The sequence below is a fragment of the Haladaptatus sp. T7 genome (assembly GCF_026008575.1).
Lineage (GTDB): Archaea > Halobacteriota > Halobacteria > Halobacteriales > Haladaptataceae > Haladaptatus > Haladaptatus paucihalophilus.
On the sequence record NZ_BROP01000008.1, the window covers coordinates 163,334 to 187,804 of the forward strand.

Annotated in this window: 27 protein-coding genes; 12 read left to right on the forward strand and 15 right to left on the reverse strand. The window is 63.1% G+C overall.

Going from position 1 to position 24,471, the window contains the following annotated elements; genetic code table 11:
* The first annotated feature begins 22 nt into the window (after positions 1–22).
* Positions 23–916: a hypothetical protein gene (locus OPC11_RS19470; RefSeq protein WP_264783034.1), complete on the forward strand. Its 894-nt coding sequence runs from the start codon at positions 23–25 to the stop codon at positions 914–916.
* Positions 917–955: 39 nt separating this feature from the next.
* Here the strand turns inward: OPC11_RS19470 and OPC11_RS19475 are convergent, their stop codons facing one another.
* Positions 956–1,198: a hypothetical protein gene (locus tag OPC11_RS19475; RefSeq protein WP_264783035.1), complete on the reverse strand. Its 243-nt coding sequence runs from the start codon at positions 1,196–1,198 to the stop codon at positions 956–958.
* A 101-nt stretch (positions 1,199–1,299) separates the two neighbouring features.
* A complete protein-coding gene (locus OPC11_RS19480; RefSeq protein WP_264783036.1) occupies positions 1,300–1,968 on the reverse strand; it encodes a DUF1028 domain-containing protein in 669 nt (222 codons plus the stop codon).
* Positions 1,969–2,055: 87 nt separating this feature from the next.
* On the opposite strand from OPC11_RS19480, the gene ggt reads away from it, so the two are divergent.
* Positions 2,056–3,726 (forward strand): gamma-glutamyltransferase, encoded by a 1,671-nt coding sequence (gene ggt / locus OPC11_RS19485; protein ID WP_264783037.1) that lies wholly within the window; start codon positions 2,056–2,058, stop codon positions 3,724–3,726.
* Between the two features lies 1 nt (position 3,727).
* On the opposite strand, the gene OPC11_RS19490 is transcribed toward ggt, so the two are convergent.
* Both OPC11_RS19490 and OPC11_RS19495 read right to left on the reverse strand, forming a co-directional pair.
* Complete coding sequence (locus OPC11_RS19490) at positions 3,728–4,099, reverse strand: hypothetical protein (protein ID WP_264783038.1); 372 nt, start codon at positions 4,097–4,099, stop codon at positions 3,728–3,730.
* A gap of 209 nt (positions 4,100–4,308) precedes the next feature.
* Positions 4,309–4,509: a twin-arginine translocase TatA/TatE family subunit gene (locus OPC11_RS19495; protein WP_303645370.1), complete on the reverse strand. Its 201-nt coding sequence runs from the start codon at positions 4,507–4,509 to the stop codon at positions 4,309–4,311.
* A 313-nt stretch (positions 4,510–4,822) separates the two neighbouring features.
* Between OPC11_RS19495 and OPC11_RS19500 the strand changes: the two genes are divergently transcribed.
* The gene (locus OPC11_RS19500; protein WP_232423873.1) at positions 4,823–5,389 is read left to right on the forward strand and encodes a hypothetical protein; all 567 of its coding nucleotides are present in this window, start codon (positions 4,823–4,825) and stop codon (positions 5,387–5,389) included.
* 33 nt (positions 5,390–5,422) lie between these two features.
* On the opposite strand, the gene OPC11_RS19505 is transcribed toward OPC11_RS19500, so the two are convergent.
* Both OPC11_RS19505 and OPC11_RS19510 read right to left on the reverse strand, forming a co-directional pair.
* Positions 5,423–5,770, reverse strand: coding sequence for a thioredoxin family protein (locus OPC11_RS19505; protein ID WP_007977188.1), 348 nt, complete (start codon positions 5,768–5,770; stop codon positions 5,423–5,425).
* Between the two features lie 82 nt (positions 5,771–5,852).
* Positions 5,853–6,584 carry a sporulation protein gene (locus tag OPC11_RS19510; protein ID WP_264783039.1) on the reverse strand — a complete coding sequence of 244 codons (732 nt, stop codon included), beginning with the start codon at positions 6,582–6,584 and terminating at the stop codon, positions 5,853–5,855.
* A gap of 97 nt (positions 6,585–6,681) precedes the next feature.
* Between OPC11_RS19510 and OPC11_RS19515 the strand changes: the two genes are divergently transcribed.
* Positions 6,682–7,179, forward strand: a complete 498-nt coding sequence (locus tag OPC11_RS19515) for a hypothetical protein (protein WP_264783040.1) — start codon at positions 6,682–6,684, stop codon at positions 7,177–7,179.
* Between the two features lie 22 nt (positions 7,180–7,201).
* Here the strand turns inward: OPC11_RS19515 and OPC11_RS19520 are convergent, their stop codons facing one another.
* Complete coding sequence (locus OPC11_RS19520; protein WP_007977192.1) at positions 7,202–7,648, reverse strand: hypothetical protein; 447 nt, start codon at positions 7,646–7,648, stop codon at positions 7,202–7,204.
* A gap of 107 nt (positions 7,649–7,755) precedes the next feature.
* Between OPC11_RS19520 and OPC11_RS19525 the strand changes: the two genes are divergently transcribed.
* Both OPC11_RS19525 and OPC11_RS19530 read left to right on the forward strand, forming a co-directional pair.
* The gene (locus OPC11_RS19525) at positions 7,756–8,436 is read left to right on the forward strand and encodes an MBL fold metallo-hydrolase (RefSeq protein WP_264783041.1); all 681 of its coding nucleotides are present in this window, start codon (positions 7,756–7,758) and stop codon (positions 8,434–8,436) included.
* A gap of 136 nt (positions 8,437–8,572) precedes the next feature.
* A complete protein-coding gene (locus OPC11_RS19530) occupies positions 8,573–8,743 on the forward strand; it encodes a hypothetical protein (protein WP_264783042.1) in 171 nt (56 codons plus the stop codon).
* A gap of 170 nt (positions 8,744–8,913) precedes the next feature.
* On the opposite strand, the gene OPC11_RS19535 is transcribed toward OPC11_RS19530, so the two are convergent.
* Positions 8,914–9,597, reverse strand: coding sequence for a haloacid dehalogenase type II (locus OPC11_RS19535; protein ID WP_264783043.1), 684 nt, complete (start codon positions 9,595–9,597; stop codon positions 8,914–8,916).
* Between the two features lie 84 nt (positions 9,598–9,681).
* On the opposite strand from OPC11_RS19535, the gene OPC11_RS19540 reads away from it, so the two are divergent.
* Positions 9,682–10,035 carry an SHOCT domain-containing protein gene (locus tag OPC11_RS19540; protein WP_007977197.1) on the forward strand — a complete coding sequence of 118 codons (354 nt, stop codon included), beginning with the start codon at positions 9,682–9,684 and terminating at the stop codon, positions 10,033–10,035.
* A 6-nt stretch (positions 10,036–10,041) separates the two neighbouring features.
* Here the strand turns inward: OPC11_RS19540 and OPC11_RS19545 are convergent, their stop codons facing one another.
* Together OPC11_RS19545 and OPC11_RS19550 are read right to left on the reverse strand one after the other, a co-directional pair.
* On the reverse strand, positions 10,042–10,773 hold the full coding sequence (locus OPC11_RS19545; RefSeq protein WP_264783044.1) for a DUF4396 domain-containing protein: 732 nt from the start codon (positions 10,771–10,773) through the stop codon (positions 10,042–10,044).
* A 145-nt stretch (positions 10,774–10,918) separates the two neighbouring features.
* Entirely contained in the window at positions 10,919–11,893 is a 975-nt protein-coding gene (locus OPC11_RS19550; protein ID WP_264783045.1) for an aldo/keto reductase, read from the reverse strand.
* Positions 11,894–12,062: 169 nt separating this feature from the next.
* Between OPC11_RS19550 and OPC11_RS19555 the strand changes: the two genes are divergently transcribed.
* Entirely contained in the window at positions 12,063–14,282 is a 2,220-nt protein-coding gene (locus OPC11_RS19555) for a PAS domain S-box protein (protein ID WP_264783046.1), read from the forward strand.
* Between the two features lie 86 nt (positions 14,283–14,368).
* Here OPC11_RS19555 and OPC11_RS19560 read toward each other — a convergent pair whose 3' ends face one another.
* From OPC11_RS19560 to OPC11_RS19580, 5 genes are all read right to left on the reverse strand, one after another.
* A complete protein-coding gene (locus OPC11_RS19560) occupies positions 14,369–15,409 on the reverse strand; it encodes a hypothetical protein (protein ID WP_264783047.1) in 1,041 nt (346 codons plus the stop codon).
* Positions 15,410–15,531: 122 nt separating this feature from the next.
* Positions 15,532–17,094, reverse strand: a complete 1,563-nt coding sequence (locus OPC11_RS19565) for a DASH family cryptochrome (protein ID WP_264783048.1) — start codon at positions 17,092–17,094, stop codon at positions 15,532–15,534.
* A 9-nt stretch (positions 17,095–17,103) separates the two neighbouring features.
* Positions 17,104–17,889 (reverse strand): HAD-IIA family hydrolase, encoded by a 786-nt coding sequence (locus OPC11_RS19570; RefSeq protein ID WP_264783049.1) that lies wholly within the window; start codon positions 17,887–17,889, stop codon positions 17,104–17,106.
* Positions 17,890–17,961: 72 nt separating this feature from the next.
* Entirely contained in the window at positions 17,962–18,810 is an 849-nt protein-coding gene (locus OPC11_RS19575) for an ABC transporter permease (RefSeq protein WP_264783050.1), read from the reverse strand.
* The gene (locus OPC11_RS19580) at positions 18,807–19,781 is read right to left on the reverse strand and encodes an ABC transporter ATP-binding protein (RefSeq protein ID WP_264783051.1); all 975 of its coding nucleotides are present in this window, start codon (positions 19,779–19,781) and stop codon (positions 18,807–18,809) included. The genes OPC11_RS19575 and OPC11_RS19580 overlap by 4 nt, the downstream gene beginning before the upstream one ends.
* Positions 19,782–20,014: 233 nt before the next feature.
* Here OPC11_RS19580 and OPC11_RS19585 point away from each other — a divergent pair, with 233 nt between their 5' ends.
* The 4 genes from OPC11_RS19585 (at position 20,015) to OPC11_RS19600 (ending at position 24,468) form a co-directional block, all read left to right on the forward strand.
* Positions 20,015–20,704 carry a hypothetical protein gene (locus OPC11_RS19585; RefSeq protein WP_264783052.1) on the forward strand — a complete coding sequence of 230 codons (690 nt, stop codon included), beginning with the start codon at positions 20,015–20,017 and terminating at the stop codon, positions 20,702–20,704.
* A 342-nt stretch (positions 20,705–21,046) separates the two neighbouring features.
* A complete protein-coding gene (gene tnpA, locus OPC11_RS19590; protein ID WP_264783053.1) occupies positions 21,047–21,454 on the forward strand; it encodes an IS200/IS605 family transposase in 408 nt (135 codons plus the stop codon).
* The gene (locus tag OPC11_RS19595) at positions 21,451–22,725 is read left to right on the forward strand and encodes a transposase (RefSeq protein WP_264783054.1); all 1,275 of its coding nucleotides are present in this window, start codon (positions 21,451–21,453) and stop codon (positions 22,723–22,725) included. The genes tnpA and OPC11_RS19595 overlap by 4 nt, the downstream gene beginning before the upstream one ends.
* 63 nt (positions 22,726–22,788) lie before the next feature.
* Positions 22,789–24,468: an NAD-binding protein gene (locus tag OPC11_RS19600; RefSeq protein WP_264783055.1), complete on the forward strand. Its 1,680-nt coding sequence runs from the start codon at positions 22,789–22,791 to the stop codon at positions 24,466–24,468.
* The last annotated feature ends 3 nt before the right edge of the window (positions 24,469–24,471 follow it).

A 24,471-nucleotide genomic window follows, 5' to 3' on the forward strand; every position in this document is an offset into this window, starting at 1 on the left:
TCGAGGGACGAAGCTGCGAACGATGAGCGACGGCGAACCGAACACGACCGGGGTCTTCGACTCGGTGAGCAACTCGACTCGGGTCGAAATCCTGCGAGCGCTGGCGGACGCACACGGCGATTCGCCGACCGACCCGTGGCTCGCGTACAGCGAACTTCGGGAGGTCGTCGGAATCCGTGACAACGGAAACTTCAACTACCACCTCGACCAACTCGGGGGCCTCGTCGTGAAGGGTTCGCCGGGGTACAGACTCTCGCGTATCGGGATGTCGGTCGTCTCGGCCATCTCTTCCGGCGTCTTCGACACCGAGCGGGCGTGGGGACCGATAGACGCACCCGGCCACTGTCGTCGCTGTGACGACCCACTGCAACTCCGCTACGAGGGCGGCATCCTGTGGCTCTCGTGTGGAATCGACGAGCATTCCGTTCCGCTTTCGATACCGCCGAGTCTTCTCGAATCGCATCCGGAGGGAAGCGAGACGGAAATCGTCGAACGAATCGCATTTCTCGAAAACCAGTGGGGGTCGCTCACCCGTCGCGGAATCTGTTCGGAGTGTCAGGGGTACGTCGAGGGGAGAATCGAGACCGTTCCCGAAGAACCCGAACACTACCATTACCACGGCCGCTGTCGTCGGTGCGGGTTCCACCACGGGATTCCGGTCGGGATGTTCCTCGCCAGCCATCCCGCCGTGACGAGTTTCTACTACGAGCGCGGCGTCGATGTCCTGACCACTCCGTTCTGGACGCTGGAGTTTTGCGCGCCCGGCCGCGAGACGGTGCTGTCCACGGACCCGCTCCGACTGGGTGTGGACGCGAATCTGGACGGTGAAACCCTCTCCCTCACGTTGGACCGGAACGGAACCGTCGTCTCGACTGCGATAGCAGGGGCGTCCGCTGAAGAACCGTACAACGGCTGACGCCGCGTCCGGTCCTTCCGGACCGACTGCTGACCGTCCCTACTCGTCGTCTGTCGTTTCGGATTCGCTCTCGTCTGTCGGTTTCGATTCGCTCTCGTCTGTCGTTTCTGATTCCTCTGCCACCGGAACCACGGTTCCGCCGCACTCCGGGCAGCCGTCGTGGCTCGTGTAGAGGCGCTTTCCGCAGTCCGTACACTCGTAACTCGCCTCTTCGGCCGCGACCGCCTCGGAGGTTTGTTTGAACTCCTCGACTTTCCGGCCGATGTTCTTGAACAGTCCCATCGTTATCGGCACAGAGGGGGATGGGAAGGATAAGTCTTGGTGAGCTGAGAACTCCGATACCGTGCGAACGGCGACCCGAATCGACCCGCTTTCCGCCCGATTCAGTCGAAAATCCGTTCCTTCGAGGACTCGCTGAAGCCGTCGCTCGCCGCTTTCGTCGTCTCGTAGACGCGCCGGAGTTCCGCTATCGGCTCCTCGTGTGCATCGACTCGCAAGTCGTGATAGGCCGTCGTTCGCGGCGCTTTGACCATCACCGTCGCCGAGGTGTGACCGCGCTTGTCGCCCCCCGCTTCCTTCCCCGCCGCGAGGGCGTCGATGAGTCGGGAAACGAGGTCCTCTTCCTCGTTCCCCTCCTCGTTGCCCGCGGCGAATTTTTCGGCCAGCGCGTCCAGCGTCTCCTCGCCGACGAGCATGTTTCCGGCGACCGTGAGGTCTTTCTCATCGTGAACCTGATGGCCGAACCAGCCGTCACAGCCGTCGCCGGAGTGCGCGAAGGCGTTTCCCCGCGCGTCGAGTCCGTGCACCTGTCGGAGGTGGCTGTGGTCGTCCTGTTCGAGCAGTCCGGCCAGCGCGTCGTCCACGCCGAGGTCCGGCAGGAGCGCGACGCCCCGCCTGCCGAGGCGAACGTTGACGAAACTCTGCGTGCTGATAACGCCGTCGTGGGTGACGTACGGTGCGAGCGCGCCGACCGCGGGCGCGTCGGTGGCGACGGCGACGCCGAAACTGGTCCCTTCGTCGGTTTCCTCCCGGACGCAGATCGAGAAAGTCATATGCGTGTGGTTATCTCACACTCCGATAAGGGCCACCCCGGACCTATTTGGGGGGTACTTTAGGGTTGCATCCGAGTATGTCATGGTATGACGCAACCCGATTTGGATAGGTTTACTTCGCGGCGTTCGACCGTTTACGCGCCGAACGGTGTCGTCGCTACCAGTCAACCGCTCGCTTCGCAAGCGGGTGTCTCGATTCTGCAGCAGGGGGGGAACGCGTTCGACGCCGCCGTCGCCACTGCCGCGGCGCTCAACGTCGTCGAACCGACGAGTACCGGACTCGGCGGCGACGTGTTCGCGCTGTATCGCACCGCGGACGGCGACGTCGGCGCGATGCGAAGCTGTGGCGGCGCGCCCGCCGAGGCGACCATCGAAAACGTCCGCGCCTCGTTAAAAGCGCAGGATGACCCGTCGGAGTGGTACCCCGAGAACCGTGGGTACGCCGTGGACGGCACCGAGGACACGGACGACCTCGGCATGCCGTTCCTCGGCCCGCACGCCGTCACCGTCCCCGGAACCGCCCGCGGGTGGGAAGCGACGGTGGAGCGCTTCGGGAAGCTATCGCTCGAAGACGCGCTCCAACCCGCCATCGACTACGCCATCGGCGGCTATCCCGTCTCGGAAGTCATCGCCTCCCACTGGGTCGGCGCGGAGACTCTCTTCAAAACGGACCACGCCCGCGAGGCGTACCTGAAGGACGGAAAGGCACCGGAAGCGGGCGAGACGATGACGCTTCCCCGCCTCGGCGAGAGCCTCCGTCGAATCGCGGAGGAGGGCGCGGACGTCCTGTACGAGGGGGACATCGCCGAGAAAATCGCCGAGGAAGTACAATCGCAGGGCGGCTTCCTCACCGTGGAGGACCTCGCGGCGTTCGAACCCGAGTTTCCCGACCCGGTTTCGACGACGTACAACGGCGCTGAAATCTACGAACTGCCGCCGAACAATCAGGGCCTCATAGCGCTGGAGGCGCTCAACATCGCCGACGAACTCGGCGCGAGCGACCACCCCATCGACTCGCCCGAACGGGTTCACTACTTCGCAGAGGCGATGAAACTCGCGTTCCACGACGGCCACCGCTACATCACGGACCCCGAGTACGAGGAGGTTCCACCGCTGGCGTCCGACTCGTGGGCGAAGAAACGAGCAGAACACGTCGGCGAGAGCGCGAACCACGACGTTTCGTTCGGCGTGCCCGACGCGAACGCGGAGGACGCGGATACCGTCCTCCTCTGTGTCGCCGACGACGAGGGCAACGTCGTCTCATTCATCAACTCCCGATTCGCCGGGTTCGGCTCCGGGCTGGTCGCCGGGGATACCGGCATCGCGCTCCAGAACCGCGGCGCGTCCTTCTCGCTGGACCCCGGCCACCCGAACCACCTCGAACCCGGAAAGCGCCCGTTCCACACCCTGATTCCCGCGCTCGCCAAGTTCGACGATGACGACTGGGCCGCCTTCGGCGTGATGGGCGGCTACATGCAACCGCAAGGCCACGTCCAAGTCGTTTCCAATATCGTGGACTACGACCTGCCATTACAGGCCGCGCTCGACCTACCGCGCTGGCGCTATCGGGAGGATGGCACCCTCGCCATCGAGGGGAGAATGGACGGCAACCTCGCCACGAAACTCACGCGGAAGGGCCACGACGTGCGCGTTCTCGCGCCGGTGCTCTTCGGCGGCGCACAGATAGTGAGAAACGACAACGGCGTCCTCTCCGGTGCGACCGAACCGCGAAAGGACGGCAACGCCTCCGGGTACTGAACTACTCTTCTTCTTCCTCTTCCTCTTCCTCTTCTTCGTGGTCCGATTCCGTCTCGTCGTCCGCTTCTTCGTCTTCGTTCTCTCCGTCCGCTTCTTCGCTTTCCGCGGATTCCTCCGCTTCCTCTTCTTCGTCGTCCGATTCCGCCGTGGCACCCACGTCGGTATCGTGAATCTCGATTTCCATCGGGCCGCTTTCGGACCCGCTGAACTCACCCAACTCCTCGTCGAGGCTCGATTCGTTTCGGCTCTTTCCGACGAGATAGCCAGCGATAAAGGAAATCCCGAGGAGGACCAGCGTTTTGAGTCCCGAACCGGACCGCTCCGCGCTCTCGGGTTCGGTTTCCGATTCCTCGTCTGTCGCGTTCTCGGACATACCGTTCGCTTTGCGGCTGAGTGACTTTTCCGTTGTGGTCGGGGACTGACACGGCGGTTGTCGCCGTCGGAGTGGACAGTTTACGGCGTCACCGTGGCCTAACGGGTCGAACAAGTTCGGCACGCCGACGGACGATGCTGTCTCTCGTCGGTGACGTCAGAAAAATCCGGTTCGGGCCGGGTGTTCCCCCAGACCCCCAAAATCCGCGGTTACGCGTCCGCTTCGGTTTCGACCGTCGGGTTCTGCTCGGTGTCGCTGCCGGAGTCGCGCATCTCGCGGAGCTCCGTCTCGACTTCCTCGCGGCCTTTCTTGAACTCTCCCATCGCCTCACCGGTCGAACGGGCGAGTTTCGGAATCTTGTTTGCACCGAACAGGAGGACCGCGATGAGCAGAATCACCGCGAGTTCCATCCCACCGGGAACCGGCCCGAACAGCGGAATCATTTCGACTACCATCTGTGTAAAACGATACCGTTCGGTTATTTATAGGCTTTTTGCCTCGTGGTAACTGTTACCACAACCCTGCTCGTCTCTCCTCCTTCTTTATCGTGTGCTAATTGTCGTTTTCTTCCCTCCGTTTTTCAGCACCTTACTGATATTGCTGTTTGTCGGCCGCAAGAGACGGTATGTCGCTTGAATAGGTCGCGCATGCCGTTTACTAGAATCAGGTACTAATACAGACAAATAAAAACATTTATATAACTACTCCCGGGCGAAACTGGATATGGAGTCAACAGCAACGTCGGATGCCGAACCGCAGTCGATGCGGTCGAAACGACTCGCGTCGTTCTGCACTCGCGGGTTCACGTTCGGTCTTCTCTCGTATCTCGTCGGCTATCTCCTCGTCGCGGCACTGTTCGTCGTCGGTCCCGCGAACGTCGAGGGGCCCCTTGATGTCAAACTCAAGTGGTTCGGATTCGCGTTCTACAACGCCCACTTCATTCCCATCGCCATCGGGAGCCAATCGTACAACTACATCAGTCAGGCGTCCGACCCGGCGGTTCCGCCCATCGTGTACTACGCGATTCCGGTCGTCTCGCTCCTCGCGACGAGCGCCGTGTTCTCCGCTCGCAACCGTCTGGGTGAGACGGTCGAAACCGTCGTCTACTCCGGCGCGAGCATCACCGTCGGATACGCGGCGATGGCAATCGTCGGCGCGTTCACCTTCACGCTCCCCATCCTCGGGATGACGGCGCAACCGGACCTGCAAAAGGCGGCCGCCATCGGTGCCGCGTATCCCATCGTGCTGGCGACCGTGACCACCTTCGCGGTCGTTTTCCTCCGGCGATAGCAGATAACAGCTTCGCGGTATCGATCGCTTCGATTACGCACCGCTCGATGTTTCGACGAATTCGACGACCGCCTCCGTTCCCCGAAAGCCGTCGGCCATTCGGTCGACGAGTTCGCCATCCTCGAACAGCAGGAGGGTCGGCACGCTCCGGATGTCGTATCGCTCGACCAGCGAGAGGTCCTCTCCGAGGTTGACCATCGCAACCGCGACGTCCGTCGCGCGGGCGACGTTCCCGACGACGGGTTCGATGGCCTGACAGAGGGCACAGCCGTTCGTGTAGCAATCGACCAGCAGTCGGTCGTGTTTCTCGATACAGCGGTCGAGTTCGTCGGCGTCTTCGACCCGTAGCGGCTTCGTATCGTCCTCGCTCACGTCGTTCACGAGCGGAGTACGTGCGCGGCGTACTTGGGAAACTCGTTTTCGGAACTCCTCGTTTCGAGGTGTTCCGATTTCGACGGGTCGCTTACGCGTGCCGTTCGATTTCCGAGCGGAGTGCCGATTCCATCTCCCGTGCATCCTCGTTCGTGAACGACAGTTGCGACCACCGCTCGTCGATGTCGGCCATCTCCGAGAGCAGACCGCCGCGGCGGTCGATTTCGAGCTTCACGTCGAGTCCCGTTCCGGTCTCCGTGGGGACGACTTCGAGTTCGTCGAGCGCACCGGCGAACGGACCAGCGTGCGGGACGAACTCCAACTCCTGTACGAACCGTCCGGGGAAGATGGACCCCGGTGCCTGCTCGCACTCGGCCGACCTGAGCCTGAATCCGAGCGAGTCGAGCGCGTCCATGAACGCACCGAGCCGCGGGCCGGGTTCGACCTGCACCGGGTCCTCGTCCTCGGGGTCCATCGACCAATCGATATCGAGACCGGTTTCGAGCCACACGTTCGTCCGCCCGGCCGTGATGGGCGCATCGAGTGGGACGTCGATGGTGACGTGGAACGTCCGCTCCTCGTCCGGGCCGATGGTGAACGGGTCGGCGACCTGAAACTTGTCGATGACGCCGGTTCGAACGCTGTCGTCGGTTTTGTATCGGGTCAACAGCGCGAAGTAGATGGCGTCAATTTCCTGTTCGGAAGAGCCGCCTTCGATGCGGACTTCGACATCGACCGACTCTCCGGCCGAGAGCGTGGTTTTCGGGAGGACGGTATCGACGCGAGCGGAACCAATACCAACGCGGGAAAGGATTTGTTTCATTCCACCGGCCACTTGCTCCATTTCCGATATAAGCTTTGTTGGTGCAGGTCGGTAGCGTTCGACACGGCTTTGTGTCCCGCCATCGCCCCTTCGAGCGATGACCGAGCCGGAACGCGCCGCCCGTGAATTTCTCCTCGCCGACCGCCGAGAAACCGTCCGCACCCTTCTGCAGTGTGCGAAGCGAGTCGCCGAGGGGTGGGACGACGGTTCGACGGACGGCCCCGATTCAACGGACGGCCCCGATTCAACTGGCGGCCGGAACTCGACGACCGACCGAGATTCCGTCGTCCGACCGCTCTCGCGCGAGCTTCGGAAGACGGGGTTGTTGGAGCGGCTCCCCGACCTCCTCTCGGAGACGGTAACCGCCGCCGGATTCTCGCTTCAGGCGCGACCGGTTCCCGCGCCGCCGTACGTGGCCGTGACCAGTCGCGGGCCGGTCCTTCGCGCCACCCTCCCGGCGGGTCGCCTCGTCGTTTCGTTTCGCCTGTTCGACATGGTTCGAGAGGAGGACGCCACCCGAGAGGACGGGGTTCGGGTTCGGTATGTTCTCGGCGCGCGCGACCCCGAGAAGGTCGTCTCGGTCGAATTGCGGTGACTCCTCCCGCCGTCGAGCGGCGTCAGGTCGCTGGCGGTTCGACGCTCACGGTTCCCGCCGCGCCGCCCGCGATTGCGCCCTCCAGCGCGACGATTATCCCCGCGAGGAGCGGCAGGGCGATGCCGAGTTGCGCGTCGTACGCGGCCAGCCAAAGCGGGATGCCGCCCGTCGCTATCAGGTAGTTCATGCCCCAGAGCGCGCCCACCTCGCTTCCGGGCGTCGCCATGGTGTAGCCGAGGACGGCGGCGAGGGCGATGCCGCCTATCGCGCCCGCCAGCAGGCCGTGCCGGAATCCGTCGCGCCAGTTGCCGCCCGCGAACCATCCGGCGACGTACCCGCCCGCGAGGCCGACGGCGAGGAGGGCCAGCGCCGCCGAGACGCGGACGCTTCGGGGGAGCGGAATCGTCGCGCCGACGGCGACCGCGAGCAATTCGACCAGCGCGCCCGCACCGACCGCTTCGAATCGCATGCCCCACACTGGGCGCTTCGTGCGGGAAGGCGTTTCGGCCTCCCCTGCCCCGATTCGAACGCTCGATGGGGTTCGAATATTAAGTGTCCGCGACCCGTCGCCCCGATATGGCCCGGCAACTCGCTCCCGGCGTGTGGATGCTCGAACTCGCGGTTCCCGTCGTCGGCGCGAACGCCTTCCTCGTGGACGACGGAGAGGTGACGCTCGTGGACGCGGGCTTGCCGCGATTCGGGTTGCGCCGCGAACTCCGCGAAGCGGGTTACGACGCCGCCGATATCGACCGCGTGCTGCTCACGCACTACGACATCGACCACGTTGGCGGCCTCCGCGACCTCCCTGCCCTCGACGCGCCGGTGTTCGTCGGCGAACGCGACGCCGACCTGCTCGCCGGGCGGTACGACCCGCCGCTTTTCCACCACAAGGGCGCGTTTCACCGATTCGCGCGCCGACTCGTTTCGATTCCCTCCCGGTTCGACGTCCGCCCCGTCGGCCACGGCGCGCGAATCGGCGAATTCACGGCCTACCACACGCCCGGCCACAATCCGGGGCACACGGCCTACGTTCACGATGGACTCGGCGTCGGCTTCCTCGGCGACCTCGTGTGGGAGCGCGACGGGACGCTGACGCCGCCCGAGTGGTGGGACTCCTACGACACCGGCGAAATCCGACGGAGCATCCGGGCGTTCGCCGGGTCCATCCCGCCGCTCGACCTCCTCTGTATGGGTCACGGCACGCCGATTCTCCGCGGCGGGTCCGACGCGCTCGCGTCGCTGGCTCGACGACTGTGACGCGTTTCGGTGATTCCTGTTGTTGCACCTCTTCCCGCCTCTAGCGTTCGTTCTCCCGTTCGAAACTCCTCGGTCCTTTCAGCCGTGATTTCAACCGCTAAGGTTCATCCACCCCGATTTCGGCTTCGCGCGGGACGTGAGTCCCGCGCTTCGCCTCTTTTTCTACCCGAATCGACCGGACGAGCGGCCGCTGGAAATCGGAAGCCGACCGTTCGACGGCGTGGGGTGGCCAAGTGAGCGGACCGAGCGGACGCTTTGCGTTCGCTCGGGGAGCGGGCGGTGGGGTTGGTTGCGGTGGGGTGGGTAGTCCCTAGCGACTGCAATCACCATCGCTGTTCTCCCCATCGTCGTTCTCCTCATCGATGTCGCCGTCGAGGCTATCGAATTCACGTGTTTCCCGGCCCCATTCCTTCTTCACGCATTTCTCCACACGTTCCCCAGTCACGCGGTTCTCCAATCACGCCGTTCCGTTCGATTTCATACGCCGAGTTCGTCGGCGAACTCGGACAGCGACTCGACGGTCAGGTCGGGGTCGCCGTCGAACGGTTCCCACGGCATATCCTTTCGATTCAGCCACACGCCCTGCAGTCCGGCGTGTCTCGCACCCATCACGTCGAACCACCCGGCCGTAACGTGGGCGAGTTCCTCGACCGGCACGCCGATTCGGTCGGCGGCGTGGCGGTACAGTTCCGCGTCGGGTTTGAACGTCCTCACCTCGTCGGCGCTGATGGTGTCCGAAAGCAGGTCGCCGATGTCGGCGTGTTCGACCATCGAATCGAGCATTTCGGGGTTGCCGTTCGAGACGACGTAACAGTCGTAGCCGCCGTCCCGCAACCGCTCGATGCCGCTTCGAACGTCGTCGAACACGTCGAGTTCGTGGTAGACCGCGAGGATTTCGTCGCGCTCGTCCGCGGACACGTCCGCGTCGTGGACCGACAGGGCGTATTCGAGCGCGTCGCGGTTCATCTCGTAGAACGTTTGATACGCGTCGATGTGATTTCCCACGAAGGTGTATTCGAGGGACCGAGCGCGCCAGAGTTTCGAGACGGGTTCCGGGTCGGCGACGCGCTCCGCGAGCGCCTTCTCGGCGGCGTCCACGTCCACCAGCGTGCTGTACGAGTCGAACGTCACCGTCGAAACGCGGTCGGAATCGAAGGCCATGCGTCGAACCGACGGAGTGGGGCAGGTTAATCCCTGGGGCGCGGCGGCACCACGACTATTTCCCTCCCCGTCCTATATCCGAATATGACCACGGCAAACGACGGTAACTCGTTCCTCCGACTGCTCGTCGTCATCGTTATCGCCCTCCTGGTGTTCCCGATGGCGATGATGCTGTTCGCGTTCCCCATGATGGGCGGGTGGATGATGGGCGGTCAATACGGCCCGGGATACGGGGCGATGCCCGTGTGGGGCTGGCTCGTCATGCTCGTCCCGCTCGGTCTCCTCGTCGCGCTGGGCTATCTCGCTTACCGAGTTCTCCGCTCCGGCGAGCACGGGACCGACCCGGCGCTCGCCGAACTGCGGATGGCGTACGCCCGCGGCGACATCTCGGAGGAGGAGTTCGAAAATCGACGCGAGCGACTCCGCGGCGAGCGCTGACCGCGTTCAGTCGGCGGAGTGCGCGCTTCCCTCGCCCATCTTTTTCGGGTTCATCATCCCCTCCTTGACGCCGAAGCGGACGAGCGCGGCGTTCACCGGGTAGGCGAACAGGAACCCGACCGAGAGCGAGAAGGCGAGCGACCCCCAGAACAGGGGACTCCCGAACTTCGCGCCCCCGGCGAGCAGGAGGTCCGTGCCGATGGCCGTGATTTCCATGATGGTTATCGACGGCGTTTCGCTGTAGAAGGCGTCGGCGAACGCCGTCCGGAAGCCTTCTCCCTCCTGCATCAGCGGCCCGACCGTCAGCGCGTAGCCGAAGACGTACGCGAGTGCGAACGTTCCCGCGGCCTGAACCAGCGTGCTCCCGACCGCGAGCATGCCCGCGATGGTTACCATGCCGACCACTTCCCCGGCACCGCAGCCGGAGTAACAGTGTGCGGTCGAGCGAAAGCCGCGACGCCACAGCGAGTCGTGGGAAATCTGGGCTCGTCCGGAGTACCAGTAGATGGCCAGTCCGAACGGCCCGGAGTACAGCACGACGAGCGTCCAGACGAACTTCATCAGCGAGGGGAGCGCCCCGTTTCGCTCCCGGATGTCCCACCATAGGACGCCGACACAGACGAGGACGAGAAGCGCCCACGCACCGAGTAACGTCGGATTCGACAGTATCGGCTTCAGTAGTTCCCGCGCTGGCTCGAACGCGTGTTCGACCTGCGTGACGACGTGTGTGAGTTGCATGCGATGGTCACCTCGGAGTCCGCGTTCGGACCCGGATGTATGTGACCGCGCTTTTATACCGTTCTGGCTAATGACGACGAAAAATCACCGTCGGAAATGTACGGAAGACAAAAATCAGAGGCGCTTTCGTGTGCTCTATTTCAATTCACTGGTGGCCGGACACGCGAACCGGTTCGTACGGCTCTTCGAGATACGCCATGTCGCCCGAGGAGAGGTCGATGTCGAGCGCCTCGACGGCCTCCTCCAGGTGTTCGATGCTGGTCGTTCCGACGATGGGGGCGTCCACGGCGTCCTTGTGGAAGAGCCACGACAGCGCGATTTGCGCCATCGTAACGCCCTTCTCGGCGGCCAACTCCTGCACTCGTTCGTTGATTTCCTCGCCGCCACCCTCGGCGTAGGGGTGCTCGTGAGCGTAGTCGTCCGTCTTGCCGCGCGTCGTGTCCTCGAACGCCTCGTAGGGACGGGTGAGGAAGCCGCGGGCCAGCGGACTCCACGGGATGACACCCATCCCCTCCTTTTTACAGAGGGGGAGCATCTCGCGCTCTTCCTCCCGGTACGCGAGGTTGTAGTGGTTCTGCATCGTGACGAACCGGTCCAGTCCGATTCGCTCGCTGGTGTAGAGCGCCTCGGCGAGTTGGTGTGCCCACATCGAACTGGCGCCGAGATAGCGGACCTTCTCGCGTCGAACCGCGTCGTCCAGCGCCCGCATGGTGGTTTCGATGGGCGTGTCGGGGTCCCAGCGGTGAATCTGGTAGAGGTCGATGGTGTCCATGCCCAATCGCTCGCGGGAGTTATTGAGTTCCTGCTCGATGGCCTTCCGCGACAGGCCCCCGGAGTTGGGGTCGTTTTCGTCCATCTGGAAGTAGCCCTTCGTGGCGACGACCATCTCGTCGCGTCGGCCCTCCAGCGCCTTCCCGAGGATTCGCTCGCTTTCGCCCTTCGAGTACATGTTCGCCGTGTCGAAGAAGTTGATACCGAGGTCGATGGCCCGCTCGATGATGGGCATGCTCTCGTCCTCGTCCAACACCCATTCGCGCCAGTCGCTCGACCCGAAGCTCATACAGCCGAGACAGATTCGACTGACTTCCATTCCGGTGTCCCCGAGCGTCGTATACTCCATGCGCGTTCGCTCGTCGCCCGCGAGGAAAAAGGTACGGGCAACGGAGATTCCCTCGGTCGAACGAACGACCTCTCCCCGCGAAGTACGGTATCGGGAGGAGAACCCCACGGATTTCGATACTACTAATTATTAGGCAACGAATACGATAGTTGATAGAGAAGTTGAAACGATGATGGACGACATCCGTGTGCTATTCGTTGACCCCCTCTCTGACGCGGGTGTTTTTCCGGACCGTCTCGCCGATGCCATCGACTTTCTCTCCGTCGTGGAGGCGCGGACCACGGACGAAGCACTCGATGTCCTGTCGGAGCGTCGTATCGACTGCGTTATCAGCGCCTACGCGCTTCCCGATTCCGACGGTATCGAGTTGTTGCACGCGGTCAGGCAAACGAGATTGAACCTTCCGTACATCCTCTGTACTGAATCCGGGAGCGAAAAAATCGCAAGCAGAGCCATCTCCGCCGGTGTGACCGAGTACCTCCGGGCCGGGGACACCGACCCGGAAACGCTGGCGAAGCGTGTCGAACGAATCGTCTCTCCATCCGAAACGAGCGGCACCGACCGGCGATTTAACCACTACCGTTCCATCGTGCAGGCGATGGGCGACGGTGTGTACACGCTGGACACGAACGGCCGTATGACCGCCGTCAACGATACCCTCGTCGATATCTCGGGCTACGAACGTGACGAACTCGTCGGCGAGCACATCTCGATGCTGTTGGACGACGAGGACGTCGAGCGCGGGGACGAACTCATCAGAGGCCTCATCCGTGATAACGACGCCGTCGGTCAGTTACAGGCGACGCTTCATACGGTGGATGGGAGGACCGTCCCGTGCGAGGCCCGCATCGGGTTGCTCACGCACAACGACGTGTTTCGCGGAACCGTGGGAGTGTTCCGAAGTATCGAGGAGCACGAACACGTCAAGAAGGAGCTTCGTGACGAAAAACGACGAATCGAGGAACTCCACGAAGTGGCATCGGAGATGGAGTCGTGCCAAACGGCGGACGAAATCTGTGACCTGACCGTCGATGCGGCGGAAAGTATCCTCCAGTTCGACATCTGCGGCGTCGACCTCATCGAGGACGACCACTTCGTTCCGACGGCGATTTCCACCGGTATGACGAACGACGGGTACTCCAAACTCCGGACCAACGAGGGTATCGCCGGGAAGACGCATCAAAACAACGAGACGTACGTCATCGACGACGTGCGCGAGGAATCGGATGCGGTCCCGGCACAGGCCGAATACCGGTCGCTCCTCAGCGTTCCCGTCGGTGACGAGGGCATCTTTCAGGCGGGGTCGCGCGACGTCGCGTCCTTCGACCACGACGACGCCGAACTGGCCGAACTGCTGGTTTCACACACCGCCGAGGCGCTTCGGCGAATCAGCTCGCAAACGGCCCTTCGGGAGAGCGAGGAGAAGTACCGAACGCTGGTCGAACAGAGCCACGACGCGATCTATATCTACCGAAACGACTCGTTCGAGTTCATCAACCAGCGCGTGTGTGACTTGACCGGGTACACGCGCGACGAACTCATGGAGATGGAAATCTGGGACCTGATACATCCCGACGACCGCGAGGAGGTAAAGCACATCGCAAGCGGTCGAAGCCGCGGCGAGCACTCGCCGCACTACGAGGCCCGCGTCGAGACGAAACACGGCGACATCAGGCATATCGAATTCAGCGTGCGCATCATCACGTACGAGGGCAAACACGCGCACCTCGGCTCCGCCCGTGACGTGACCGGCCGAAAGAAGCGAAAACAGGAGCTCAAGCGACAGAACGAGCGCTTGGAGGAGTTCGCCAGCGTCATCTCCCACGACCTTCGCAATCCCTTGAACGTCGCACAGGGCCATCTCGAACTCGCTAAAGAACGCGGAGAGGACCGCCACTTCGAGAAGTCGGAGAGCGCCCTCGACCGAATGGAAAGCCTCATCGCCGACCTCCTAACGCTAGCGCGACAGGGGCAGGTCGTCAGCGAAACGGAACCGGTCGAACTTCCGACCATCGTTCGACAGGCGTGGTCGAACGTCGAGACGGGGGACCGAACGCTCATCGTGGATACCCTCGGAACCGTCGATGCCGACCCCGGACGACTGCAGGAACTGTTCGAGAACCTGTTTCGAAACGCGGTCGAACACGCCGGTGACGAGACGACCGTTCGCGTCGGGGAACTCGCGGACGGATTCTACGTCGAGGACGACGGTCCCGGCATCCCCCCCGAGGAACGCGACGCCGTGTTCGAACACGGCCACACGACCGCAAAGAGCGGGTCAGGACTCGGACTGTCCATCGTGAAGGGCATCGCAAACGCACACGGCTGGTCCATCTCCGTGTCCGACGGATCGGACGGCGGCGCGCGCTTTCGGATTCGACGGAGCTAGGTGCCCCCCGCCCTCGCCGCCGCACGTTTCGTTCTCCGCTCGCTCGACATCGACGCGAAACGGTGCTTCCTCCGCTACTTATCGAGCTACTCCCACCGAAACCCTTCGACGGTCGGCGCTGGCAGCGGACTCGACTGTAACCCGGCGGTCGGTTCGGGGTCGTTGTACGACCGCGGAGCCACGTCGTTCGGTCCGTCCGGGTAGAACAGCGACGCCAGCAGTTGAATCTGTCCGCGGCCGACGCCGAGTTCGAACTGCCCGCCGCCGTACAGCCGAATCCCGTGCTCGGCACAGTATTCCAGCGCGTCGAACAGCGACTCGACGGTTCCGAAGCGCGAGGGCTTGATGTTCAACCACTCGGGTTCGAACGGGCGCGATTCGACGCTCTCGACGCCCGTAATCGGCGCGTCCCACGACACCCGCTCGCGTACCGAATCGAGCACGGTCGCCGTCTCGTCGGTGTACGCCGGGTCCTCGATGACGACTTCGGGCAGCGCGTCCGCCACGCGTCGGTACAGCTCGGGATTCGGAGACTGGCCCACCTCCGCCTCGCCGTACTCCGCTTTCATGTCCACGATTCGAACCCGTTCCGTCTCGGCCAGTTCCGAGACGAGTTCGTCGTCCCACTCCGGCGTGGCGTCGAGTTTGAACCCCAACTCGGGGTCGATGTCGAGCCACTCGCGCACCCGGTCGGCGCTCGGCGGGTCACCCAGCCGCGTGCTCACGACGAATCGCACCGGTTCCGGCGTGCGGTCGAGGACGGCCGCGAGGTCCGTCCCCGCCTGCCGAAGCGCGAGGTCGAGCGCAGCGCTCTCGAACGCCCACTGTCGGTAGTGCCGGAAATCCTCGCGCGACGGTCCGACCGGGAACAGGTCGCGGTCCGATAGCGCTTCCGAGAACGAATCGAGGGTGTAGGTCCCGGTCAGGTCGAACTCCAACTCCGCCAACCCGTGCTGGTCCTCCGCGTCGTAGGTCACGTCCTCGCCCTTGCCGACCTCCCCGCCGCCGCGAAGCGAGATTTCGGTCGTGACGCGCGTGAAATCGCTCGACGTCTCGCGCTCGTGCGGCTCGAACGAACAGGACTCGATTTCGAGCGGCAGGTCCGCGACTGACTCGTAGAGTGTCATCGAACGATGAAACGGCAGGGAGAGTGAAAACTGTCGGGTCGATTTCCGTCGACTCCCAATACTCATTTCCTTGGTCGGCGAAGACGAGAGACGGTCAAAAACGCGGCCGAAAACGGCGACCGCTAATCGTTCGACGCCAGCCACCGAGCCAGCGGTTCGGGATACTCCTCGCCGAGCGTAACGCCGTATCGGTCCCGTTCCTCGGCGGTGAGCCGCCACGGTTCGTGCGCTTTCTCGTCGGGCACGTCGCGGAGTTCGGGGAGCCAGTACTTGACGTACGCCGCGTCCGGGTCGTAGTGCTCGGCCTGCCACAGCACGTCGAACGAGCGGTTTCGGGAGTCGTTGCCGACGCCCGCGACGTACGCCCAGTTGCCGTAGTTGCTCGCCGGATCGTAATCGACGAGTTTGGTTTCGAAGTACGCCGCACCCTTCCGCCAGTCGATGCGGAGGTCGTTCGCCAGCACGCTGGCGACGTTCTGCCGCCCGCGATTCGACATGTACCCCGTCTCGTTCAATTCCCGCATGTTGGCGTCCACGAACGGGATGCCGGTCTCCCCGCGCTTCCACCGTTCGAACTCGCATTCTCCGTCGCCGTCGTCTCCGCTATCTTCGTCTCCTCCGTCGTGTCCGCTATCTCCATCACCCTCTCCGTTCCGCCAGTTGATGGTTCGCCGACGGATTCCCCGCCGTTTGAACGGTTGACTCCCGTGCTTTGCGAATTGGAACTGGAAGAAATCCCGCCACAGCAACTCGAACACGAGCCAGTAGGTCGATTCGTTCGCGACCCGCTCGCGCTCGTACCGCTGGACGGTTTCGAACACCGTTCGAGGAGAGAGGCACCCCGCGTTGAGCCACGGCGAGAGTTTCGAGGAGTAATCCGACCCCAACAGCCCGTTTCGCGTCTCCTTGTACTCGCGGAGACGGTCGCGCGTCCAGACGTAGCGCTCCAACCGCTCCAGTCCGGCGGGTTCGCCGCCCTCGAAATCGAGGACGCGTCGCTCGTCTCGGGTCGGCGGTTCGACCCCTAAATCGGCGAACGACGGAATTGTTCCGGGGTCGATTTCGTCGCCGTCCTCTCCTTCCCCCTCTCGTTTTCCCGCCTTCGTCACCTCCTCCGGCACCGGCGGAAGCGTCGTCGGCGCATCGACGGTGGAACGGACGTCCGCGTCCGAACGCTCGACCGTCTGGCGAAACGTCGTGAACGTGTCGTCGATTTCGGCGACCGGGACGGGCACGTCGTCGGGATGATAGAGCGTGTGCCCCCAAATCGACTCGATGTCGGCATCGACATCCGTTTCCGGGTCGGCGAGTCGCTCGGTGACCGCCCGTTCGACGGCGCGCTCCTCCGGGGTGGGGAGGGCGTGAAAGCATACGAGGTCGGCGTCGATGTCGGCGGCGAGCGACGGGACGACTTCCTCAGGGCGTCCGTGTCGAACGACCAGTTCGTTTCCCCTCTCTCGGAGCGAGATTCTGAGGGCTTCGACGCTCTCCCGGAGGAATCGCGTCCGGTGGCTTCCCGTCTTCTCGTATCGGAACGAATCTTTTCCGCCGTACTCCCGCGACCCGAACTCCCGCGGGTCGAAGCAGTACACACAGCGGAGTCGCTCGGCCTCGGTCGCGACGGCGAGGGCGCGGTTATCCCGAACGCGGAGGTCGGTTCGAAACCAGACGAGCGCGGTTTTCATACCGACCGTTCAGTCCGCGAGCACTTCCCCTATCTCCCTAACTGAGTCGAGTACGTAGTCCGGCGTCACGTCCGATTCGGCGAGTTCACCGCGCGTCGTCACCCCGGAGCGAACCAACACCGTCGTCGCACCGATCCGCTCGCCGAGGGCGACGTCCGTATCGAGTCGGTCGCCGACGACGAGACACTCTTCGGGCGACACGTCGAGGTGCGACAAGGCGGCCCGTCCCGCGTCCGCGGAGGGCTTTCCGAGGACGTGGTTCGGGTCCCGTCCCGCCACGCCGGCGATGGCGTTGATGATGGCTCCCGACCCCGGCACCAGTCGCTCGTGGACCGGAATCGTCACGTCCGGGTCGGTACCGACGAAGGACGCGCCACTTTCCAGCGCCCAGAACGCCTCGGTGAGCGTCTCGTAATCGAACTCGCGGTCGATGGACGCGACGAGGACGTCGGCGGCGTCGGGGTCGTCCCGAACTCCGAACCCGCGCCGTTCGAGCAACTCGCGGAGATACGTCTCCCCGACGACGAACACGTCGCGTCCGGCGTGCTCGTCGTCGAGGAATTCCGCGGTGACGAGCGCCGAGGTGAGCACTTCCGCAGCGTCGATGTCGATGTCGTGCGCCGCGAGTCGCTCGACGTAGTGTTCGGGCGGCTGCGTCGGATTGTTCGAGAAAAAGAGCGGTGTGATTCCCGTCTCTCGCAACGTCCTCACGGCGTCGGCCGCACCGGACAGGCCGTTGTCGCCGCGAACGAGCGTTCCATCCACGTCCACTATCGCGCCGCGATAGGTCGCCATTGGCGTGGTAGACGAACCACGGGATGTTGAGTCGTCCGGTGACCGGCGACTGCGGCAGACGGACTCGGCGCGTCAGCACAACTCCGCCACTCGGAATTTTGTGTAGCCGACGACGAGGGGGACGGTGGACCATCCGAGCAGGGTGAGGACGTTTCTCGCGGTTTGTCGGTACACCTCGTCCGTTTTCTCGGGCGGAATCGACGGGAGTCGCTGGTATCCCCCGCCGACATCCGCGTACAACGAGGCGGTCGAACCGCCGTAGGCTTTCCACGGCGAGAGATTCCGTATCGCCTCCTTCGTCGCGTCGGAAAGGGGCGTCCCGATGAGATGACCGACGCCGGTGAGGACCGTATCGAGGTTGACGAACGGCATGAATCCGCCCCAGAACGGAATCAGGAGGAAGTACGCGGCGAACGCGCCCACCATTGCCGCCGTGCGGTCGTTCGCTAGCGCGGAGAGTCCGAGGTAGATACTCACGAACGAAAGCAGGTAGAGCGCCGTTGCACCGGTAAAGACGGCGAATCTTCTGAGGTCGGGCGCGTTCGTGAAGGTTGTGGCGGCAATGGCGAATCCGAGGACTGCACTGCACCCGACGGCGAGCAACGCGATTGTGAATCGGGAGAGGAGTTTCCCCGCGAAATACTCCCCGCGACTGTTGGGAAGTCCTAAGGGGAACGTGATGCGGCCGCTGACTCGTTCACCGACGATACACTGGTAGGCGAGTGGGGCCACCAGAATCGGACCGAGGAGAATCACCGCTTGCGTCGCGTCGAACAACGTCCGGTACGGGTCGTCGTACTGTCCGCTCTCGGCGACGAACGTGAGCGCGACGATGGCGGCCAATGCCGCGACGACGCCGAGCACCACGGACGACGCGACGCTGTTTTTGAAATCGTCTCGGGCGACGGTGTAGGTGCTCATCGTCGCTCGTCCCCTTCCGACGCGGTTTCAACGGGCTGTTTTCCGTCGGACATCCCTCCCCCACCGAGCGTCTCGTCCTCGCCAGTGAACTCCGCGAACAGCGTCTCCAACGACGTGTCTGCCATCTCGACGTTCCTGACGGTGGTCAGTTCGTCGAGTCGTACCAGTACGCGGGTCTTGGCCGCCTGTCGCGCACACGTGATGCGAACGGTACCCCCAGACACGGATACGTCCGTAACCCCATCGACGTTCCGGAGTGTCGCCATTTCCGGGACGCCATCCACGGTCGCTTCGACGACGCTCGCTCCCGACCGTTCGCGGAGGGTTTCGATGGTGTCCGTCGTGACGAGCGTCCCGCCTCGCATGATTCCGATTCGGTCACACACCCGTTCGACGTGTTCGAGAATGTGCGAGGAGATGAACACTGTCGCACCGCGGTCGTTCTCCTCGCGGATGGCTTGACGGAGGAGTTTGACGCCGCTTGGGTCGAGCCCGCTGGACGGTTCGTCCAGTATCAGGAGGTCGGGGTCGCCGACGAGGGCGATACCCAACGCCAGCCGTTGGGTCATCCCCTTGGAGTACCCACCTGCGGCTCGGCGGGCCTGCTCCGGGGACAGGCCGACCCGTTCGAGTATCGCGTCGGGGTCGTCGTCCGCCCGTTTGGTTTGCACCGCCGAGATGACGTGCTGTCGCCCGGTGAGGTTTCGATACGGTTCGAAGCCGTCCGGAAGGAGACCGATTCGGGACCGCACCGCTTTGGCGTCGGTCGTCGGGTCGCGTCCGAGGACGGAGACGCTCCCGCCCGTCGGCCACAGAAACCCGAGAAGGATGTCGATGGTGGTCGATTTTCCCGCACCGTTAGGTCCGAGAAATCCGAAGACGGAGCCGTCCTCCACTTCGAGGTCGAGGTCGGAAACCGCGGTCACGTCTCCGTAGCGCTTCGACAACCCGCTCGTTTCGATTGCAGTCATTCGACGAAACGTCGTGATGATTCGGTACTAAATGGGCCACACCGTTCATCGTCGGCTCTCGACGATGTATGGCTGTACACCTCTATTATGGCATCTACACCCGAAATACCGCGTCCTCACTATCTTCGATAGCGCGGTTTCGTCGGGTATCGAGGGGGATGTATCCCGATACACGACGACGGGAGAATCCAAACAATCGGGGGATATAACAATCATACAGACGATACGAAACTATGACACGCAAATCGGCGTCGCTGCTCACGAAGACGCAGCGCCGACGCCTCCGGAACGAGTTCGCTGACCTCGACGAGGAAAAGAAACGCCGGGACCAACAACGAATCCGCGAGCGGGTTCGCTCGGGCCTCTTCGATTTCGAACTGTTGGCCGACTACCCGGACGAACAGTTCACGATGGCGCTCGATTCCGCTTCCGACGAGGATGTTCGCACCGCGCTCGCGGAAACGTATCTCACCGTCGAGCGGATTCGTGAACTTCGAGGTATCGACCGGGAGGAACTCGTTTCCGAGGCACGCACCCGCAGTGAGGACCTAACCGGCGACGAGACGTGCGTGGACGTGGAGTCGCTTCACCGACTCGAACTGCGAACGGAGTCCGAGACGCAACGGCAGGCGGAAGCCGAGACCAGCGAACGGTTCGAACTGAACCGATGGGTGAAACGTGCCAACGCGGCGATGGTGCTCGGCGGCGGTGCGGTCGCTGTGAGCACCCTGTTTTGGCTCTCGGACATGCTCCTCGGTACGAGCATCTGGCGCGGTGGCACCACCGTGCTTCAACAGGCGATATTTCTCCTCATCTTCGCCGGAGTCGCCGGATGGACGCTCATCATGGCGTACCACGTTTTGGCGAACGTCGCGGTTCCGTCGTTCAAAAACTCGATGTGGAATTCGAACGAGTCCGCGTAGGCGCTCGACGTTTCTCCGTTTGGCGGCTCCGTCCTACCCTCGACAGTTATTCCCACTCCGAACCTCTCCGAAGGACGGCACAATGAAGTCCTCCGGCTTACGGACGATCCGAGGCGAAAGCCTCGCCCTTCAGGGGCATGGCGAGAGCGAAGCTCTCGCTGCAACCGAAAAGCTTCGCTTTTCGAGGACGGGGATGAAGCCGACCAACAGTATTCAACCGTCCCCAGAACGCTCGCGTTCTGGTGTGGGAACGAGACGCGACGCGTCTCGTTAACGCCGACGACGGCACAGACGGGATTCCAACGCAATCTTTAACGCATCCGACCATAATAGTATACATAGATGGTAAAGTGTACCCGTCACGCGAAATACGAACTCTACTACCACATAGTGTTCATGCCGAAATCGGGCGGGACCGACGGTTCCGCTCAGTATCGGCGTTCGCACCTGACGGGGAAGACAAAGGAACGTCTCGAAACCATCTTCGCGGAAATCTGTGAGGACAAGGGCCTCGAACTGGCTGAGTCCGAGGTTATGCCCGACCACGTACATCTGTTCATCGGGAGTCCACCCAAGAACGCCCCGTCACTCATCGTCAACTGGGTCAAGGGCATCTCGGCGCGGAAGTACAACAACCGCTACGACGACCGCGTGAAGTGGACTCGTTCCTACTACGTCGATACGGCGGGTAGTGCCTCAAAGGGCGCTGTCAAACGCTACATCGCTGAACAGGAGGGTGAGGACGAATGAAGCGCGTCAACACCTTCGAGGTCATCCCACAGTCTGAGAACGACAAAGAGTGCCTCCGACGGCTACTTGACGCCTCCGCATCTCTGTGGAACGAACTGACCTACGAACGTCGTCAGAACTACTTCGGTGACGGCGACGTGTGGAACACCTCCGAGTACCGAGGACGCTACAACGGTGTCGTCGGAAGCGCGACTGTTCAACAGGTCACGCGCAAGAACAGCGAAGCGTGGCGGTCGTTCTTTGCCCTCAAAGAGAAAGGCAAGTACGCCAACCCGCCGTCGTACTGGGGCAACGAGAAGGACGGACGCGAACTCCGCACCTACATCCGATGCAACCAATACACGATTCAGTGGGGCCAGCGGTCGCGTCTCGAAATCCCTGTCGGGCAAGAACTGAAAGACGAATACGGACTCGGCTACCACGAACGACTTCGCCTCGAAGTCCGAGGCAACCCGAAGTGGGACGGAAAACAGGGCCGTCTGGAACTTGAGTACGACGAGGTTAGCGACACGTTCAGGGCTTTCCAACCAGTCTCCGTCCCTGATTCTCGACTGGATTCACCATTGGCTTCTCACGAAGCCGCCCTCGACGTTGGCACGAACAATCTTGTCGCCTGTTCCACGACTACTGGGAACCAGTACCTCTACGACGGTCGGGAATTGTTCGGACGGTTCCGTGAGACGACTGACGAAATCGCCCGTCTCCAGTCAAAACTCCGAGAGGGACACTACAGTTCCAAGCGGATTCGACGGCTGTACCGACAGCGGACGAAGCGTCGTGACCACGCACAGAACGCGCTGGTGCGCGACCTCGTTGAACGGCTGTACGACGAGGGCGTGGCGACGGTGTACGTGGGCGACTTGACCGACGTGCTGGAAACGCACTGGTCGGTCAGGGTGAACGCCAAGACGCACAACTTCTGGGCGTTCAAGAAGTTCATCCACCGTCTCGCGTGCATCTGTGAGGAGTACGGTATCTCCCTCGAAGCCGAGTCGGAAGCGTGGACGAGTCAGACGTGTCCCGAGTGTGGCGACCACGACGCGACGGTTCGCCACGAGGATACGCTGACGTGTCCGTGCGGTTTCGAGGGACACGCCGACCTCACGGCGTCAGAGACGTTCCTTCGAGAAAACAGCGATTGCGAAATCAGGCCGATGGCACGGCCCGTGCGATTCGAGTGGGACGACCACGATTGGTCGGGGAAACCACACCCTCACGAAAGTCCCAAAGAAGTGCGCACAAACCCGCAAGTTGCCTCCGTGGGTCGGTAGCTGAACCCCCAACGGAGGAATCCTCGACCTTTAAGGTGGGGAGGATGTCAAAGTCATACGATAATGGTCGACCGACCTCGGCGCGTTCCGTTCACCGTCTTTCCGTCAGTCACGCGGCAGCGACGCCGGGTGTTTCTCTATATCGCGTCGTTCATCGGGGTCATCGTCCTGTACACCACCGCGTACATGTGGGGGATGGCGACGTTCGAAGGCGAAACCCGGACCGTCCTGCAGGCGTTCTCCATCGTCGTCGAGACGTTTACGACGACCGGATACGGGGTGGATGCGGGCCAGTGGACGACGCCGCAGATGCGCCTGCTGATGGTGTTGATGCAGATGTCCGGGGTGATACTCATCTTCATGGCCCTCCCGGTGTTCGTCGCGCCGTGGGTACAGGAGGCGCTCCGCGTGAGTCCGCCGACGACCATCGACGACGTGGAAAACCACGTCGTCATCTGTGGCTACTCGGCGCGCGCCGAGACGCTCATCGACGAGTTTCACTCGTGGGACCACGAGTACGTCATCGTCGTCAGGGACCGGGACGAGGCGCTCGATTTGTACGAACAGGACATCACCGTCGTCCACGGCGACCCCGAGTCGGCCGACGCGCTCCGAAACGTGTACGTCGAGGACGCGGATGCGGTCATCGCCGACGCGACCGACGAGCAGAACGCGAGTATCGCGCTCGCGGTCCGCGAGGTGTCCGAGACGGTTCGCGTCATCACCCTCGTGGAGAACCCCGACTTGACGAACTACCTCCAGTACGCCGGTGCGGACCAAGTGTTCTCGCCGCGCCACCTGCTCGGTCACAGTCTGGCGGAGAAGGTCACGGCGTCCGTGACGACCGACCTCGGCGAGACCGTCACCATCGGCGAAGATTTCGAAATCCTGGAACTGTCGATTCAAGCCGGGTCGGACATCGACGGGACGAGGCTCGACGAGAGCGGCGTTCGGGAGCGCACCGGCGCGAACATCATCGGCCTGTGGCGGCGCGGGGAGTTCCAGAGTTCGCCCTCCCCGACGACCGAATTGGACGGCGACACGATTTTGCTCGCGGCCGGACGGGAGACGCAGCTCGAACGGCTGAAGGAGATGACCATCTCGGACGGTCGCGGACCCGTTCGGAGTTCGATACTCGTCGCCGGATACGGGGAAGTCGGTTCGACGGTGGAAGAGACGATGCAGTCGAAATCGGTGCGAACCACGGTCGTGGACAGGGAGGAGAAACCCGGCGTGGACGTGCTCGGCGACGTGACCGACGAGGACGTGTTGCGGGAGGCGGGCATCGAGTACGCCAACGCGCTCATCCTCGCGCTCGCGGACGACACGACGACGATTTTCGCCACGCTCATCGCGCGCGAACTCGCGCCGGGCGTCGAAATCGTCGCCCGGGCGAACGAGACGGACAACATCGGAAAGCTGTACAGCGCGGGCGCGGATTACGTCCTCGCCCTCGAAACCGTGAGCGGTCGGATGCTCGCCTCGACCATCCTCGAAGGTGAGGAGATAATCTCGCCCGACAAGCAGATAGAAATCCTCAGGACGACCGCGCCGCGACTCACCGGCCAGACGTTGCGGGATGCGGCGGTCAGAACCCGGACGGGCTGTACCGTCATCGCCGTCGAGCGGAACGGCGAGGTCATCACCGACCTCGGGCCGGATTTCGTGGTTCGCGGCGGCGACCAACTCATCATCGCCGGAACGGACGAGGACACGAACGAGTTCGCCGAAATCGCGCAGTGAGTC